The sequence below is a fragment of the Occallatibacter savannae genome, from assembly GCF_003131205.1.
Classification (GTDB): Bacteria; Acidobacteriota; Terriglobia; order Terriglobales; family Acidobacteriaceae; genus Telmatobacter; species Telmatobacter savannae.
Window position 1 is genome coordinate 126,526 of sequence record NZ_QFFY01000002.1, and the last position, 16,698, is coordinate 143,223.

Below are 16,698 nucleotides of genomic sequence, written 5' to 3' on the forward strand. Positions count from 1 at the left end.
TCCCGGCAAGCGGAAGCAGCCGTAGCTCCTTCTGTTTCCGCGTCCAGAACAAAGATCAACCTAGTCAAACACAGGAGACATTTTGGCGGGCATTCATCATTTCGAAAATGAGGAGTTGAGGGAGCTGGCGACTTTCTGGTCACCGGAGAACGACGCTCTGTCGCTGTATTTCGGGCCGGCCAAGGCGAGTGAGTTGGCGCATCGAGAGGAGCCGGTCCGCGTGAAGGAGATGATCCAGGCGCAGCTCAGAACGTTGCGCAGCGGGCAGGCAGATGACGAGGATGTCTCGCGGATTGAAGCGACCGTGGCGGGGATGCAAGGAAATCACAATTTTGCGAAGGTGATCCTTGCCTGCAGACGGCTGGGTGTCTGGCGTGAGTACGACCTGGCTGGCGACTTTGGCTCGAGGCTGGATTGCGCGCAAAGCTTCGCGATTGCGCCGTTGATTGCGCAAGAGGAGAGCAGGAAGCGGTACAGCATCGTGTTAGCAGACCGAAACACTGCCAGACTGCTGCTTCTAGAAGCGCGCCAGCTCACCGAACAGAGCGAGGCTCTGGAGGAGGAAGATCGGGAGAAGATCAGGACGACAGGGGCGCGCAAATCAGTACATCTGGAAAGGAAGAAGGAGGAGCAGGCGCGCGAGCACTTTACGATCGTTGCGAATCGCTTGTTGCATTTTCGCGAGCATGGGGATTTTGACAGGCTGATTGTGGGCTGCCGAGACGAGATGTGGCCTGAGATTGAGGCGGAACTCCATCCGGAGTTGCAGCGGGTGCTGGCCGGCCGATTTCACATCGATCCAGGATTGGCAACGCATGAAGAGATCGTTGAGCGAGCACAGCCCATTGTGGACGAGTCAGACAGGCGTGAGGAGCAGGAACTGGTTCAAAGGATCGTGGGAGGCGCTCTTTCAGAGCGGCTTGGGGTGAGTGGAGTTGAGGGAGTGCTCGATGCGATCGAGAAAGGCGAGGTGAGAACGCTGGCCTGGAGCGCAAAGATGCCCGAGAACGAAGGAGTATCGAGCTGCGCGAATTGCGGGCATCTGGAGCGCGGGAAGCTGGAGAGATGCGAACTATGCGCGTCTGAGATGCGATGGTTCGCGCGGCCCGAAGAAGCACTGGTAAGGCACGCGCTTGGGAACAATATCGAGGTGCGGATGCTGCGCCATGCAAAGCTGCCGCCTCCGGATGAGATCGGGGCATGGCTCCGGTTCAAGGCGGAACACAACACGGCGCAGGCGCTGGCGAGCTAAGCGTGGGACGTTGGCCTCGGATGGCTAGATTGCGATGGCGTAGCTGTCGACCGAAGTAGCTTTGATCTCTGCGCTGTTGAGGCGGAACGCGACAGAGCCTTCGCTCATGGCAACAACTTCGTCGACGAGGTGTTCGATGGCAGACAGGCGGTGGGTGACGGCCACGACGGTTTTGCCTTGGAGAAGTGGCCAGATGTTGGCGTAGATGGCGGCTTCTGTCTCTTCGTCGAGGTTGCTGGTGCACTCGTCGAGGAGGACGATTTTCTTTTCGGGGTCGTCCAGGCTGAGGAGAGCTTGGGCGATGGCGACACGCTGGCGCTGGCCGCCGGAGAGATTTTTTCCGTGCTCGCCGGCGCGGGTTTGGTAGCCGTCCTGCAGGCTCATGATCTCGTCGTGGATACAGGCGAGTTTAGCGGCACGAATGACTTCGGAGAACGATGCGGAAGGGCGAGCGAAGCGGATGGTGTCGAGCAGGGTGGCTTGCGAGAAGAAGACGCCACCGTTCTGCGACATACAGGTGCAGACGCGCTGGAGCTGGCGCAGGGGCCAGTTGCGCACGTCGTGTCCGCCGACGAATACAGAGCCCTTTTGCGCGTCGTAGAGACGATCAACGAGCTTGAGGAGCGTGGATTTGCCACAGCCGGTGCGGCCGATGAAACCGACCTTCTGGCCCGCTTCGATTCGCAGGTTGAGGCGGTTGAGTACCGGCTCACCTTGCCGGTAGCCGAATTCGACGTCGCGGAATTCCAAGGCGACCTGGGCTGGAATGGGAACGGCGAGGTGTGTCTGGTGTTCAGTGAGAGATGAGCTGGCTGAGCTGATGCGAAGGAATTGCTTGATGGGTTCCCAGGCTTCGCTGATGCGGCCCCAGATGCTGGCGTAGCCCCAGAGCGATCCGCATAGCTGTTCGGAAAGCATGTAGAGGTAGACGAGCATGGCACCGTCGAGCCGGTGCGTGCCGAGCATTCCCACCCAGGTGCAGAGCAGGTAAGCCTGGAGGCCGAGGACGACTGAGCTTTTGCCGAATCCGAACCAGCTTTGGATTCTGGCTTCGGCGAGGCCCTTGCTTTCGATGTCCTGGTGGATGAGGCGGTAGTCCTGCTCCATGCGGTCCTGTTGGTTGTAGCGGACCACGTCGGCGTGCATCTCCATGCATTCGATGCTCAGCGAGTAGTCAGAAGCGTAACGGGAGTAGCGGGCTTCGCGGTGTTCCGTGCAGCGGCGGTTCTCTTCATAGGAGAGCCAGAAGAAGATCGCGCAGGCGGCGGGCAGAACGGCGAGCCAGAATGTGGCGCCGACGTAGGAACGCAGCAGGAAGAGGCTGAGGAATGCGGTGGCGAGAAGAGGGCAGACTTCGCGGGCGAGGCTTTCGCTGGTTTGCGCGAATTTGCTGAGGCCATTGGTGATTTCGCCGCGGCGGGCTCCGCTGCTGCCGGACTGATGCCAGCCCTGGTCGAGACTGAGGAGCTTGGAGAAGACGTCGACGCTGAGCTTGCGGAACATGGGATAGCTGACGTGACGTGCGAATCCCCAACCCATGCCCTGGTCGAGCGCGGCGATGAGAAGCTTGTAAGAGACGAGGACGGCGAAGGCGATGAGGACGGAGCGCGCGGGGTTTTGCTGGAAGTTGCGGATGAGGAGGACGAGACCGTAGCCGCCACCGACGACCAGGGCCTGTCTAACTAATGTAAGTAGGATGTAACCCGCGAATCCGCGGCGAAAGGGAGACAACAGCCTCTGGAGTTCTTTAAGCATAGCTCCGCCCTTGATCTCAGTACGTGAAGGGAAGTTTTGGAAAGTTAACTCCACATTACGGGGAGTCGGGCGGGAAAGGTAGGTCGTTCGTCACGGAGGTCGTTACGAACGTACGGGGAAAGGAAAAGGATGGGTGTGTTTCAGCAGCGTGAACGGCTGTGGAACAGGTGTGCGGGGCGACGAGGATAATGGGACTTGGGCCATTCCAGGTTTTCGCATCCCATTTGCAATCTTGCGAATCAGATCAGGGCAAGCCATCAGAACCCCTTCCAAGAGGAGAATCATCCATGGCATCCGTCGCTAAGAGTCGTCCGAAGCAAATTAAAGTGAAGCCGCTCGCCAGCCTTGCGGCGTGGAAGCAGCTGAAGTCACACGCTAAGGAGATGGCCGGCGTGCACCTGCGAGACCTGTTTGCGGACGATCCGCAAAGGGGCGAGCGCCTGACGGCCGAGGGCGCCGGGCTGTTTCTGGATTACTCGAAGAACCGCGTCAAGGACGAGACGCTGCGGATTCTGCTGGCGCTGGCGGAGGAGTCGAAGCTGCGCGAGCATACCGAAGCGATGTTCAGCGGCGAGAAGATCAACATTACGGAGAAGCGGGCGGTGCTGCATGTAGCGCTTCGTGCGCCGAAGGGCCAGTCGATCGTCGTTGATGGCGAAGACGTGGTGCCGAAGGTGCATGAGGTGCTCGATCGGATGGCGGCGTTTTGCGATCGGGTGCGCAGCGGAGAGTGGAAGGGCTTCACGGACAAGCCGATCAAAAACGTGGTGAACATCGGGATCGGCGGATCGGACCTGGGACCAGTGATGGCATACGAGGCGCTGAAGCACTACAGCAAGCGCGATTTGACGTTCCGGTTCGTTTCGAATGTGGACAGTACGGACTTCGCGGAGGCGGTGCAGGACCTGGACGCCGAGGAGACGCTGTTCATCGTTTCGTCGAAGACGTTTACGACGCTGGAGACGATGACAAATGCGCATACGGCGAGGACGTGGCTGCTGGAGAAGCTGGGCGGACACGAGTCGGCAATCGCGAAGCACTTTGTGGCGGTTTCGACGAACGCAGCGGAAGTTACGAAGTTCGGGATCGACACGGCGAATATGTTTGGCTTCTGGGACTGGGTTGGCGGGCGCTACTCGATGGATTCGGCGATCGGACTGTCGACAATGCTGGCGATCGGGCCGGAGAACTACCGGGCGATGCTGGGCGGATTCCATGAGATGGACGAGCACTTCCGCACAGCGCCCTACGAGAAGAACCTGCCGGTGCTGCTGGCTTTGCTGTCTATCTGGTATACGGATTTCTTCGATGCGCAAACGATTGCGATTTTGCCGTACGAGCAATACCTGAAGCGGTTTCCGGCGTATCTGCAGCAGCTCACGATGGAGAGCAATGGCAAGCACGTGACGCTGAAGGGCGCGGAGGTTCGATACAACACGAGCCCGATTTACTGGGGCGAGCCGGGTACCAATGGGCAGCACTCGTTTTATCAGCTCATTCACCAAGGGACGCGGCTGATCCCGTGCGACTTCATTGCGTTTGATAAGTCGCTGAATCCGCTGGGACGGCATCACGACATGCTGATCGCTAATGTGTTTGCGCAGGCGGAGGCGCTGGCGTTTGGCAAGACGGCGGAGCAGGTGAAGGCTGAAGGGACGGCGGACTGGCTAGTGCCGCACCGTGTGTTTGAAGGTAATCGGCCATCAAATGTGATTCTGGCGGAGAAGCTGACGCCGGTGGTGCTGGGCAAGCTGGTGGCGCTGTATGAGCACTGCGTGTTCACGCAGGGAGTGATCTGGCAGATCAACTCATTCGACCAGTGGGGTGTGGAACTGGGCAAGGCGCTGGCGCAGAAGATCATTCCGGAGCTGGAGAACGCGGCCGAGCCGGAACTGCACCATGACAGCTCAACCAATCATCTGATCCGGCTGTATCGGCAGAAGAAGTAGAATTGCGCTGCTCGAACAAGATCTTAGCTAGTCTGCGGTGTTAGCTCGACGCAGCGAAGGGGAATTTTGGCGACTGAGCAGGTGGTTCGGCTGACACAACAGGTGAAGGCGGGGGGGTGCGCGAGCAAACTTCCGCCAGGATCACTGAGGGCGGTGCTGTCGAACCTTCCCGTACAAGATGACAAGAATCTGCTGGTGGGGTTTGAGACGTCGGACGATGCGGGGATTTATCAGATCGCACCGAATCTTGCGCTGGTGCAGACGGTAGATTTTTTCACGCCGCTTGTCGATGATCCGTTCACGTTTGGGCAGATTGCAGCGACCAACGCGTTGAGCGATGTGTATGCGATGGGCGGGCGGCCGGTGAGCGCGCTGGCTCTGGTGTGCTTTCCGCAGAGCGGCGATCTTGGGACTCTTGAGGAGATCATGCGCGGCGGATTGGCGCAGATGACCGAGGCTGGATGCACGGTGGTGGGCGGGCATTCGGTTCGCGATGACGAGATGAAGTTCGGCTATGCGGTGACGGGCACTATCGATCCGGCGCAGGTGAAGACGAATGCGCGCGCGGTGCCTGGGGATGAGCTGATTCTGACGAAGGCGATCGGGACGGGCGTGATTACGACGGCGCTGAAGCAGGGCAAGGCGGAGCAGGCGTGGGTGGATGCGGCGGTGAAGTCGATGACCACGCTAAATCGGGCGGCTGCTGAGGTTGCTGGAAGATTTGGCGGCGTGCACGCGATGACGGATATCACAGGATTCGGATTAATGGGGCATGGACGCGAGATGGCGGTGGGGAGCGGCGTGACGCTGGAGATCGAGACCGCAAGTGTGCCGCTCATTGAAGGCGCGCTGGATGCCGTGAGAGCGGGGGCGGTGCCGGGTGGACTGCTTTCAAATCGCGAGTTTGCCGAGTGCATGGTGTCGGATGTGGAGGGCGCTGCTTTTTCTGACGAGGTGCGGATGTTGATGTACGATCCGCAGACGTCAGGTGGTCTGTTGATTTCGGTGGCAGCGGAGCAGGCGGATGAGCTGGTGGAGTCGATGAGAGCGGCGGGAGTAGGAGCGGTTCGCATTGGACGAGTGGTGTCGACGAGCGAAGGCGGAAACGCGGCCATTGTTCTGAAGTGACTGCTTCAAAGCACGAGGGAAAGATGGCAGTAGACCCGATGGAGCGGACGGAGCAGGCGCGGGAGCTGATGTACAGCAGGCTTCCCTCAGTAAACGAGCTGCTGCGCGCGCCAGAGCTGCGCGGGGATGTCGATGCGTACGGGCACGACCGCGTGGTCGTGGCGATTCGAGAACAGCTGCAGGGCGTTCGCCGGCAAATTGCGTCCGGCGAGATTGCGAGCGAGGGCCTGCAGCCTGCGATCGGATCAATTGCACAGCATGTGCGTGAGCTGATTCGGCGCGGGCCGGAGTATTCGCTCAAGCCGGTGATCAACGCGACGGGTGTGGTGTTGCATACGAATCTGGGTCGCGCGCCGCTGAGCGAAGCAGCACTGGCGCACGTGGTGGAGGTTGCGCGGGATTATTGCAACCTGGAGTTGGATCTCGAGTCGGGTGAGCGCAGCAAGCGAGATGTTCATGCGGAACGGCTGGTGCTGCGGGTGCTTGGCATAGCCGAGGAAGAAATTGGGCGGTGGAGCGTTACGGTCGTCAACAATTGCGCAGCGGCGACATTTCTCGCGCTGAACACACTGGCGGAGAGGCGCGAGGTGGTGGTTTCGCGCGGAGAGCTGGTGGAGATCGGCGGCGGGTTTCGGATTCCGGAGATTCTGGAGAAGTCAGGGGCCATTCTTCGGGAGGTGGGGACGACGAATCGGACGCGCGCGGCTGACTATGAGTTGGCTGTGACGGAGCAGACTGCGCTGTTGCTGCGGGTGCATCAGTCGAACTTCAGTATTGAGGGATTCGCGGAGCGGCCATCACTGGCGGAGCTGGTTGAGCTTGCGAAGACAATGGGCGTGCCGTTGTTCGAAGATCAGGGTACGGGGCTGATTGAGCGGCTCGATGAGCTTGGAGTTGCAGGGGAGCCGACGTTGCCGGAGTCGATCGCGGCGGGAGTGGATCTGGTTGCGGCCAGTGGAGACAAGCTGCTGGGCGGTCCGCAATGCGGGCTGCTGGTTGGGAGAGCGGACCTAATTGCACGGATCAGGAAGAATCCATTGCTACGCGCGTTCCGGGTGGACAAGCTGACGTATGCGGCACTGGAAGCGACGCTGTTCGAGTACGTCGTGGGCGGAGGCGAATCGCTTCCGTTGATGAAGATTCTGAGTGCGCCGGCGGACGAGATTGAGAAGCGATGCTGCGCGATTGTGGAGTCAATTCATTCGGCGAATCTGATTGCGGTTGTTGTTCCGGTAGAGAGCATGATTGGCGGAGGCACGGCGCCCAGCGCGCGGCTGAAGAGCTACGCAGTGTCTGTGCGGCATGCAGAGTTGGGGGCCGGTGATCTGCAGAAGAAGCTGCGCTGTTCTGATCCGCCGGTGATTGCGCGCATTGCAGAAGAAGCGGTGCTGGTTGATCTGCGCACTGTTCCTGTGGAGATGGACGAGGCGGTCGCACGCGTGCTGGAGCGGCTGTAGTTCGTCTGCGATGAAAAGCTTGAAATCCATTGTGATTGGAACTGCCGGGCATATCGATCACGGCAAGACGGCGCTGGTGCGCGCGCTGACGGGTGTCGATACGGACCGATTGCCGGAGGAGAAGCGGCGCGGGATCACGATCGATCTTGGGTTTGCGTCGCTGGATGCGATGGGGCAGGATGGATCGTCGCCGCGGATCAGCTTTGTCGATGTTCCGGGACATGCACTGTTTATCCGGAACATGCTCGCGGGGGCGGGGTGCGTGCCGGCCGTGATGCTGGTGATTGCAGCGGATGAGGGAGTGATGCCGCAGACGCGCGAGCATCTGGCGATCTGCGAATTGCTGGGGATGACGGACGGTTTCACCGTGATCAGCAAGGCTGATCTGGTGAGCGAAGACCGGCTGCTGCAGGTGCGAAGCGAGGTTGCTGAGTTTCTGAAAGGCACCTTTCTGAGTGGAGCGGAAAAGCCGATTGTCGCGGCCAGTGCGAAGAGCGGATTGGGCATTGCGGAGGTCCGGGCTGAGCTGGCCAGGGTGGCGGCGCGGGCGAAGGCGGCAGAGAGTTCGAGGCCGATGCGGTTGCCGATTGATCGCGTGTTTGTGAAGAAGGGTTTCGGAACGGTGGTGACGGGAACGCTGCTGAGCGGTGAAATTCGTGTCGGGCAGAGTCTGGTGCTTGAGCCTGGTGCTCGCGCTGTTCGTGTGCGCGGGCTGCAGACACATGGTGCTGCCGAGGATGTTGCGGAGGCGGGCTCGCGTACGGCAGTGAACCTGTCGGGCGTAGATGTCGCGGATGTTTCGCGCGGGCAGGTGCTTGTTGCTGCTGGAGAGCTGGCGGCTACGGAAGTTATCGATGCGGAGATCACGCTGCTCGAGGATGCGCCGGCTCTGCGCAATCGTGCGCGGGTTCACCTGCATGCGTTTACCTCTGAAGTGATGGCGAGTGTTTCCTTGTACAGCGCCGAGCCGGTGAAACCGGGTACGAAACGGCTGGCGCGGCTGAAGCTGTCGGAGCCGGTTGTGCTTGTACCCGGCGATCGATTCGTTCTTCGGCAGCCTTTGCCTGCAGGAACTGTGGGCGGCGGGCGCGTGCTGGATGCGCGGCCGCTGCGGAGCGCGAAGAGGGCGGAGACGCAGAAGTGGCTTGAACAGGTTGCGCAAGCAGCGACGGCGCGACAACTCACGCTGCGGTTGCAGAGACGAGGAGCCGAGGCGATTGGGATCGAAGAGCTCGCGCGCGAGATAGGCCTTAGATCCGACGCTGTTCGCGAGATGGCTGAAGCTCTGGTGGCCGCGGGCGAGTTGGTGATCTTGGTGAACGGGTCGATGATCTCTGCGGCTGCGTTCTCCATCGCGAGCGATGCTGTGATGAGCCGGCTGAAGAGTGCGGGATCCGGGTTGAAGCGGTCGGTATTGCAGAACCAGTCGGGGCTGAGCGTTGAGGTTTTCGATGCTGTGTTGGCACGCGTCCTCGATCAAGGCAAGGCCCAGTCGAACGGCGAGGTTGTGACGATTGCTGGTGCGGCTCCGGCAGTCTCCGCGAAGGAGGCGCAGAAGCTGCATGCGGTGGCTGCGGCTTACCGGAAGGCTGGGATTGCTGCACCGAGTGTGAAGGAAATTGGCGATCAGTTGCGGATTGGCGAGGCGGAGTTGCGGCGGCTGATTACGCTGCTGATCCGCGAGAAGACCCTGGTGCGGATGGGGAGCGATGATGTGTTTGTTCATGCAGAGGCGCTGCGGGAACTGACGACGAAGCTGGGCGCGATGCGCGGGAAGACGATGGATGTGGCAGCGTTCAAGACGATGACGGGGCTGACGCGGAAGCATGCGATTCCGCTGCTGGAGCTGCTGGATCGGGAGCGGATTACGCGGAAGCAGGGCGATGTGCGCGTGGTACTGTGAGTCAATCTTTCGGTTGATTCCGGGCGTGAATTCGTGCGTGATATATTCATCCGAAATCGTTTGCCTACCATGCGACAGGACAACTCGAAGATAAAACTGATTGAAGACGTGGACGCGACGGGCGATGTCGCGAAGGTCTACGACGAGTGGCGCGCGAATTCGGGACGCCAGGAGATGCCGGGCATTCTGAAGTGCTTCAGCCACCGGCCGGATTTTTTGCGTGATGTGATGCAGTTCGGCAACACGGTTCATTTCTCCGAGGGGCATCTGACGCGGCGGACGAAGGAAGCGATCGCGAGCTGGGTTTCGTATCTGAATCGCTGTCCATATTGACTGGACTCACATGCTTACTTCCTGCGTGTTCAGGGAGCAGAAGAACAGACGGTGCAGGCGCTGGCGCAGGGAGATCTGGCGGGCGCGGGATTGAGCGTGGCGGAGCGTGCGTTGCTCGAGTACGTGGGCAAGGTGACGGAAGCGGCGTATCGCACGACCCACGAGGATGTGCAAAAGCTGCGGGATCTGGGCTGGAAGGAGCCGCAGATTGCGGAGGCCGTGTACATTACGGCGATGTTTGCGTTTTTCAATCGTGTTGCGGATGCATTTGGCATTGAGCCTCAGAACTATCTGGCGATGAACCAGATGACGAAGTGAGAGCGGACTTGGCTACTCAGGCGAAGGGCAGATGGAAGCGTTGGGTGGCTCCGGTCGCGGGCGTGTGCTTTGTGTTGTGGGTCTGCTTCATCAGTTATGTCGCGTGGGCGATGCGGCAGCCGCCGGAGGTGTTCGGGCGTGTAATGGCGCGGATGCCGATGCCGGCGTATTTCGTCATTCCTTTCGAGACGCTGTGGAACCGGGCGCGGAAGGGCAACCTGCAGGTTGGGGATACGGCCCCGGGTCTCGAGGTAAAGCGGCTGAACGAGACGACGCCGGTGAATCTCGGTTCGCTGTGGGCGGAGCGGCCGGTAGTGCTGGTGTTCGGGAGCTATACCTGACCGCCATTTCGGCGGGAGGTTCCCGCCTTGAACAAACTGGCCGAGCAGTACAAGGGCAAGGTTGATTTCTATGCCGTGTACATCCTCGAGGCGCACCCGACGGATGTGTGGCAGATGCAGTCGAACGTGAAGGACAACGTGCTCTTCCGAAGTCCGACGAACGAGGCGGAGCGGTTCGGCGTGGCGAACGCGTGCGTGCGCAAGCTGGGCATTCACTTTCCGGCGCTGGTGGATGGAATCAACAACCAGGTGGAGCTTGCGTATACGGGCTGGCCGGATCGGCTGTACCTGATCGGGCAGGGCGGGCGAGTTCTGTATAAGAGCACGCCGGGACCGTTCGGGTTCCATCCGGACGATCTGGCAGCGGCGATGAAGAAGCTGCCGACGAGCTAAGCGCTCGGCAGGGGCTGAAGGATACCCTCTCCCCCTCCCATACACCCCGCGAACAAGTTCCTTGTTTTATTCGGGTTGCGGAGAGTGGGCGCCGCCAAGTGTATCTCATGAATAGACTTAGCCGTAAGTGTATCTCGGTACTCGGGTTAGCTCGCCTCCATTTGGCTGGTTTTGCTCTGTGTAGTTCGTTCGCGGGTGCAGATTTCCACTCACAGCTTGATTGTGCTCCTTTTGGCATTAATTCCCTGCAAAGCCGGAGAGGGGAATTGCTGTTCGGTTCCCGAATTGGGACGCGGGCGCAACTGGCTCTGGGGATCGCCTAGGATCAACGGATGGACCAATCGAATGGCTATGAGGGGATCGCGCGAGAGTTTCTGAGGTACCGCGGGGATGGGGCCAAGCGGGCTGACGGGATCGGCGTGGAAGAGGTGAGGCGGTGGGCGCGGAAGCTGCGTCGCGGCGGAAGTGTGATCGATGTTGGGTGCGGGTCTGGCTTTCCATTGACGGTGGTGCTGGTGGAGGAGGGGTTGGAGGCGTTTGGTGTGGATGCGGCGCCATCGATGGTTGCGGCGTTTCGAGAGAACCTGCCGGAAACGCCGGTGCTGTGTGCGCCGGTGCTGGAGTCGGCGCTGTTCGGGCGGAAGTTCGATGGGGTGTTGTCGATCGGGCTGATGTTTCTGCTCACGGTGGAGGAGCAGGAGCGGCTGATTGGCAGGTTTGCGGAGATTCTGGAGCCGGGGGGTTCGGTTCTGTTTACAGCTCCGGCGAGGGCGTGCGTGTGGCGCGACGCGATGACGGGGCTCGAGTCGGTTTCTCTGGGCGGGGAGCGGTATCGGGAATTGCTTGGGGATGCGGGCGTGGTGGTTTTGGATGAGTACGAGGATGCGGGGGAGAATCATTATTTCGAGGCGCGTCGAAGAGCGGTGAAATGAAAAACCTGGGAACGGAACGGTTCCTGGCCCGTGGGATTCGAGTCGCCGAAATTGAGGGTATCGATCAGGAACCTGGTGTCGAAGTCAGGCGGCGGTCGATCACGGGGATTTGGGGAATGTCGTCAACGCTCTTCACGGAAGCGATTAGCTGATGTCTCACGTGCACCGGGAGCGTTTCGAGGTCGCCGCCCTCGAAATAGACAAGAGCCTTCAGACATTCGCTTGGCTGAAACGCCGGTCCGAACAGGGAAGACGCGCCTCCAAGGCCAATCTCAAGAGATATGCCGCTGTCGAGGATTGCAGCGATATCCAGATAGTCTTTGGCCTCGATTCGTTGCAGAACGACCTTGAGTTTTGTGCTGAGCAGATCCTCGGGGGAGGCGATTTGAACGATGCCATCCGTGGTCCACTGAGGCGTCCCCAGGCGACCAAATGTTATCGAACCGAAGAACGACAATTTTACTGTTTCACTCGACTCTAGATTCGGTGCAACGAGAAAGGTGAGGGTGTCTGAGCGGTCTTGAAGCACTCGGGCCCTGCTGAGGAACGGAAGCGATTCAAGCAAACGTGTTCGGTCGAGAGAAGCTTCAGAAAAAAAGTCAAAATCGACTGAGGAGCGATGACCGAATCGGAGGGCGACGGCGGTTCCTCCGTACAGGGCGAAACCGAGACTTGAGACTGGCCTGAGATCAGACCAGAGGAGCCGTTGTGCTGATGGCAGAATGTCGAGTCTAGGCGAGAGTTCGGGCATCAGGCCAATCTCCGCTCAGGCATTGGCGGCACCTGACCTGGGTTACTGAGGTCGAGACGGTAATGCCAGTAGGTCCATGAACGCGCATCGAACTGGCCTGCCTCGGCGTGCACCAGGATCTCGCGCAAATAAGGCAAGCCGGCATGGTGGACGAGAGATTGCACATCGTCGTAATCGCCGATGTTCATGACCTGGGCGACAACGCGCTCGGGATGTGCGGCGGCTTCTTCCGGCTTCTTCCACCAGACGTACTTGCTTGCGAACCTTTGGAGCAGTTCAGCGTCCAGGGGCATTGGTGGAACCTCTTTGGCAACCGTCATGCACTCACCTGACGATCTTATTCGGTTTAGCGCTGTGTTGGCGCAGTTGTTCCTGTGAGGGTCTCACAGTCTTACCGGCGGGGAGACCGGGGCTGAAGCCCGGATTGTCTCTGAGGAGGTTGGCTCAGTGGCCTGAAGGCCGCTGCTCCCTCCGGGACTGGAATGGCTGGATGTGGTACAGGTCTATTCAGTTCCCGCCCTAGCAGAGCTAGGACGGGGCACCCACTTCGTTGTTATTCGCGGATTGCCTTCACCAGGTGAGGGTGACGATGATGGTCTTCCAGCATTCGCCGGGGGGAGATGCGGACGACGGTGTCGTGGGTTGGCCATGCGTGAAGGCGTGGTCGGTGCCGGACATCGTCCCTACGGGACTCTGCTTTCTCTGCGCTGCGCACCCCACGCTGAAGCGTGGGGCTAACGAACTTCGCGCCTACGGCACGTGCGGGTGGGTTGCGACCAGTTTTGTCGGTTACGCGAGCTGCGTCCTGCGAGGAAGCGTCTCGTGGGTTCCGCATTGAATTTCCCCAGAGGGGGATCTTCGGAATTCGAAGAGGCGTTTTTGGAACAGAAGCAGCAAGTTAGCTCCGCTTCGCGAGCGAAGCGGAGTTAGCGAGTTAGCAAGTTAGCGGGTGTGTTCACCAGGCGAGAATGACGGTGATGCCCTTCCAGCCTTCGCCGGGGGGGAAGTGGACGGTCATTGACGGAAGTAGAGCGGGTGCTCCCGGATATGAGGCGTAACGTCGGTCTGGATTCAGTTCGGCACCCGTCACGTTCAGCTTCAGATTTGGGTTTACGAGGAAGTATCCGAGCACGAGATCAGATTTGGCGGGGCCTTCGATTGTGAGCGCGAGCTTGTGAGTGCCGTATGTTTCGTTTAGGATCCGCGCTGATTCGGTTCGGCTGCCAGGAAGCGGAGGGTTGTTGATCGGGACGATCTGAATTGGAGCTCGCTGAATTTCAAGTCCGTCCCGTGTCTGTCCTACATCGGGAGTAGAGGCGGCTAATTTGATTTGCGGATTGCTCGACTCGAGCTGGACGGTTTGCGTCCCGTTTGCACCGTGAGCGAAGAACAGGTCAACGCGATCGGATCCGATGGGGAGATTTCGTAAGGCGGCCTTCTCCCAATTCGCGGGGAGATGCGGGTTGACGGTGATGGTTTTGGTTTGGGCGTCGATGTCGAGGCCGAAGAGGCCGCGCAACGTTGGGGTGATGACCATGGCAGAGGACCAGAGCTGGTGGCTGGTGCTGCGGCCGAAGGGGACGAAGTAGTCGCCGGAGAGGAGTTCGGTGACGGCGCCGAGGTCTTGAGTCTTGGTGAGGTTCGCGTTCTCCATCAGTAGTTGATATCCGGCGAGGGGCTGGTTGCCACGGTATTCGGCGAGGGCGGCCCAGCCGGTGAAGAGCGGCCAGACGGACCCCTGATGGTAGCTCATGCCGTCGTAGATCTTTTCGTCGTTGGAGACGTCGCGGAGGCCCCAGTCGGTGTTGAGGGTGTGGGCGGCGAGCTGCTGGAGGCATCCGTCGGGGTGCTCGAGGATCGTTGTTCTCGATGTCTGCGAGGGGGCGCTTGATTGACTTCCCTGCTCGTTGAAGATCTGACCGCGGTCGTTGACCCATGAGTTTGACCACCAGGCGAGAGCGGGGTAGACGGTAGTGGTTCGATCGAGGGAGCCGTCGGGGTTGCGGCTGAAGGCGTAGCAGTGTTTTTGCGGGTCGTAGTATTCGCTATTGATGATATTGGCGAGGTCCTCAGCTCGACGTCGTGCTTTCACTGCTTCCTTCGGACCTGTTCCGGGAAGCAGAGTCTCCAGGTAGCCCATGGCTGAAGATGCCTGCTGGTCGAGCAATGCGAGGTAAATCTCCTGATGCGGCATGCCGCCGGGCCAGCTTTCAACCCAGCCAGTGCCCTGGGAATTGTCATAGATGCGATCGTGATCTGTGTCGTGGGCGGGATCGGTTTCGAAGGCCCAGGCTTTCTCGAGGGAGTCGCGGTGGGAGGTGAGGAAGCCCACGTCGCCGCTGGAGCGGACGTAGTCGGCCATGGCGAGGATGAAGAGCGGCGTGGCATCGGCGGCCGCGTACATGTAGGGGAACTGACGCCAGTCGATGAAGGCCGCGGTCTGTGACCACTCGTGCATGATTTTGCCGTCGTCGCGTTGACGGTGGATGAGGAACTCGAGCTCGGAGCGGGAGAGGGCGAAGTTGCCGTAGCCGTTGACGGCGAAGAGGGTGTAGAGGGCGTCGCGGCCGAAGAACCAGCCGAAGCCGGGACGGGCGGAGTCGGCGGAGGCGTAGTAGCCGGCGACGAGGGCGGTTTCGTCCCCGATCATCGAGCTTTTCGACTCATCATCCCCGGTCGCCAAGTGCGAGGGACCCTTCGGCGAGCTCAGGGCAGGCTCGGGTGCACCCATAGTTTTGTTGTCTCCTCCACCCAGAGCTTGTTTGGAGAGGGATTTGGTTTTGAGTTGTTCGATGGAGATGACGGCCCACTGGAAGGCTTCGTTGAGGGTCTTGTCGGGGGTTTCGATGGAGACGGAGTTGGCGAGGAGTTTCTTATAGCTTTCGAACTGCTGTTTGTAGAGATCGGGAATGCTTTCGTTGAGGCGCTGGAGTGTTGCGCCGAGGGCGGCGTTGGTGGCGGACTCCTTGTTCATGCCGACGGCCATGAGGAGCGGGAAGAGACGGCCGCGGTCGCGAGCGGGATCGATGTGAAGGCGGAGCTCGACGGGGTGGACCTGCGGGCGTTCCTGGTAGGGAGCGAGGATGCCGGGCTGCGCGCCGGGGATGGTGACGGCTCCGGCGAGGTCGGGGTAGTCGGCGTGGAGGATGTAGTAGCCGTGATTGGGAAGGGGTACGCCGGAGATGGCGCCGGAAGGGCCGGGTTCTTTGGCGTTGGGCGCGGCGGCGGGGCCGGCGATCCATTCCATGCCGGGGACGCCTTCGTTGCGTTCGGGCCACATCCAGCGGAGTTCGGGGGTGAAGCGGAAGGTGAAGTCGGTGGGATGGACGCAGTCGAATTCGTAGAGGACGATGGGGCCGACGCCGGGTTGGTCGGCGATGGAGGCTGCCTTGCTTCCCACCCTTTCGCCGGCTGCCGCCGACGAGAAGGATGGGGCACCCGGAGTGGATGAGGCACCCGATGCTGGCGAGAACATGATCTGGCGGACGGTGAAGCCGATGTGGCTGTAGGTGATGATGGTGCGGTCGGGCCGGACTTCGATTTCGGCGGCCTGCTGGTTGACGTCGATGGGGACGGTGTAGCCCTCGATTTCGGCTTCGATGGTCATGTGGGAGAGGAGCTTGACGGGGAGCGGCCAGGCTTCGAAGACGCCGTTCTGCTGACCCAGGACGACGGCACGTTCGCCAGCGACGGTGAAGGGCTTTTCGGTTTCGGCGTGGGCGCGGAGGACGGGGAGGGACGTGTCGAAGGGGATGGGGGGGAGGGGGGTGAAGACGGGGGCTCCCGGGGATTGCGCGATGGCGGGGATGGCAAGGGAAAGAGCGAAGGCAAGGAGCTTCATGGGCGCGTCCTCTTTGGGTCGGCAGGGCTTGTAGTGGATTGTCGGGGCCCCGGTTGATCCAAGCTCAACAGAATATACAGGTTTGGCTGGGGAGGGAAACGGAAAGGAATCTGGGGACTATTCGGGATATTGAAGAAAACTATGCGGTTATACCGTTTTCGGTATGGTAATGCTGAAATACGGAGGATGTGGGATGATTTCGAGGCTCCTTAGGGGACTTAACCGTCTGATCTTGCGTGAGTTGTTATGGGATAAACAGCTATTCACATTTGGCAGGAAAATTGCATTCTGAGTGGTCAGTCACACCATTTCTTCCCTCTTTCTTACTGTTTTAGGTTTCAAGGC

Annotated in this window: 14 protein-coding genes and 1 pseudogene; 11 read left to right on the forward strand and 4 right to left on the reverse strand. The window is 60.2% G+C overall.

The window, feature by feature from the left end; all coding sequences use genetic code 11:
- The first annotated feature begins 82 nt into the window (after positions 1-82).
- Entirely contained in the window at positions 83-1,252 is a 1,170-nt protein-coding gene (locus DHV10_RS07995; RefSeq protein WP_109485841.1) for a baeRF10 domain-containing protein, read from the forward strand.
- 24 nt (positions 1,253-1,276) lie between these two features.
- On the opposite strand, the gene DHV10_RS08000 is transcribed toward DHV10_RS07995, so the two are convergent.
- Positions 1,277-3,007 carry an ABC transporter ATP-binding protein gene (locus DHV10_RS08000; protein WP_109485842.1) on the reverse strand — a complete coding sequence of 577 codons (1,731 nt, stop codon included), beginning with the start codon at positions 3,005-3,007 and terminating at the stop codon, positions 1,277-1,279.
- 287 nt (positions 3,008-3,294) lie between these two features.
- On the opposite strand from DHV10_RS08000, the gene pgi reads away from it, so the two are divergent.
- The 9 genes and pseudogenes from pgi (at position 3,295) to DHV10_RS08045 (ending at position 11,761) form a co-directional block, all read left to right on the forward strand.
- Positions 3,295-4,956, forward strand: coding sequence for a glucose-6-phosphate isomerase (gene pgi, locus DHV10_RS08005; RefSeq protein WP_109485843.1), 1,662 nt, complete (start codon positions 3,295-3,297; stop codon positions 4,954-4,956).
- A 66-nt stretch (positions 4,957-5,022) separates the two neighbouring features.
- Positions 5,023-6,084 (forward strand): selenide, water dikinase SelD, encoded by a 1,062-nt coding sequence (gene selD, locus DHV10_RS08010; RefSeq protein ID WP_109485844.1) that lies wholly within the window; start codon positions 5,023-5,025, stop codon positions 6,082-6,084.
- 23 nt (positions 6,085-6,107) lie between these two features.
- The gene (selA, locus tag DHV10_RS08015; RefSeq protein ID WP_162601317.1) at positions 6,108-7,541 is read left to right on the forward strand and encodes an L-seryl-tRNA(Sec) selenium transferase; all 1,434 of its coding nucleotides are present in this window, start codon (positions 6,108-6,110) and stop codon (positions 7,539-7,541) included.
- 10 nt (positions 7,542-7,551) lie between these two features.
- A complete protein-coding gene (gene selB, locus DHV10_RS08020) occupies positions 7,552-9,444 on the forward strand; it encodes a selenocysteine-specific translation elongation factor (protein ID WP_109485846.1) in 1,893 nt (630 codons plus the stop codon).
- A 60-nt stretch (positions 9,445-9,504) separates the two neighbouring features.
- Complete coding sequence (locus DHV10_RS08025) at positions 9,505-9,777, forward strand: carboxymuconolactone decarboxylase family protein (RefSeq protein ID WP_162601318.1); 273 nt, start codon at positions 9,505-9,507, stop codon at positions 9,775-9,777.
- A gap of 51 nt (positions 9,778-9,828) precedes the next feature.
- Positions 9,829-10,095 (forward strand): carboxymuconolactone decarboxylase family protein, encoded by a 267-nt coding sequence (locus tag DHV10_RS08030; protein WP_109485848.1) that lies wholly within the window; start codon positions 9,829-9,831, stop codon positions 10,093-10,095.
- A gap of 8 nt (positions 10,096-10,103) precedes the next feature.
- Complete coding sequence (locus DHV10_RS08035; RefSeq protein ID WP_239461381.1) at positions 10,104-10,436, forward strand: thioredoxin domain-containing protein; 333 nt, start codon at positions 10,104-10,106, stop codon at positions 10,434-10,436.
- 12 nt (positions 10,437-10,448) lie between these two features.
- Positions 10,449-10,829: pseudogene (locus DHV10_RS08040) on the forward strand (deiodinase-like protein); the annotation flags it as partial.
- A gap of 332 nt (positions 10,830-11,161) precedes the next feature.
- On the forward strand, positions 11,162-11,761 hold the full coding sequence (locus DHV10_RS08045) for a class I SAM-dependent methyltransferase (protein WP_109485850.1): 600 nt from the start codon (positions 11,162-11,164) through the stop codon (positions 11,759-11,761).
- A 64-nt stretch (positions 11,762-11,825) separates the two neighbouring features.
- Here DHV10_RS08045 and DHV10_RS08050 read toward each other — a convergent pair whose 3' ends face one another.
- Both DHV10_RS08050 and DHV10_RS08055 read right to left on the reverse strand, forming a co-directional pair.
- Complete coding sequence (locus tag DHV10_RS08050) at positions 11,826-12,512, reverse strand: nucleotidyl transferase AbiEii/AbiGii toxin family protein (protein ID WP_109485851.1); 687 nt, start codon at positions 12,510-12,512, stop codon at positions 11,826-11,828.
- Entirely contained in the window at positions 12,512-12,805 is a 294-nt protein-coding gene (locus DHV10_RS08055) for a hypothetical protein (RefSeq protein ID WP_109486498.1), read from the reverse strand. Before DHV10_RS08055 ends, DHV10_RS08050 begins: the two co-directional genes overlap by 1 nt.
- Before the next feature lie 296 nt (positions 12,806-13,101).
- On the opposite strand from DHV10_RS08055, the gene DHV10_RS08060 reads away from it, so the two are divergent.
- Positions 13,102-13,350 carry a hypothetical protein gene (locus tag DHV10_RS08060; RefSeq protein ID WP_109485852.1) on the forward strand — a complete coding sequence of 83 codons (249 nt, stop codon included), beginning with the start codon at positions 13,102-13,104 and terminating at the stop codon, positions 13,348-13,350.
- A 117-nt stretch (positions 13,351-13,467) separates the two neighbouring features.
- On the opposite strand, the gene DHV10_RS08065 is transcribed toward DHV10_RS08060, so the two are convergent.
- Entirely contained in the window at positions 13,468-16,353 is a 2,886-nt protein-coding gene (locus DHV10_RS08065; protein WP_109485853.1) for an amylo-alpha-1,6-glucosidase, read from the reverse strand.
- Positions 16,354-16,698 lie beyond the last annotated feature (345 nt).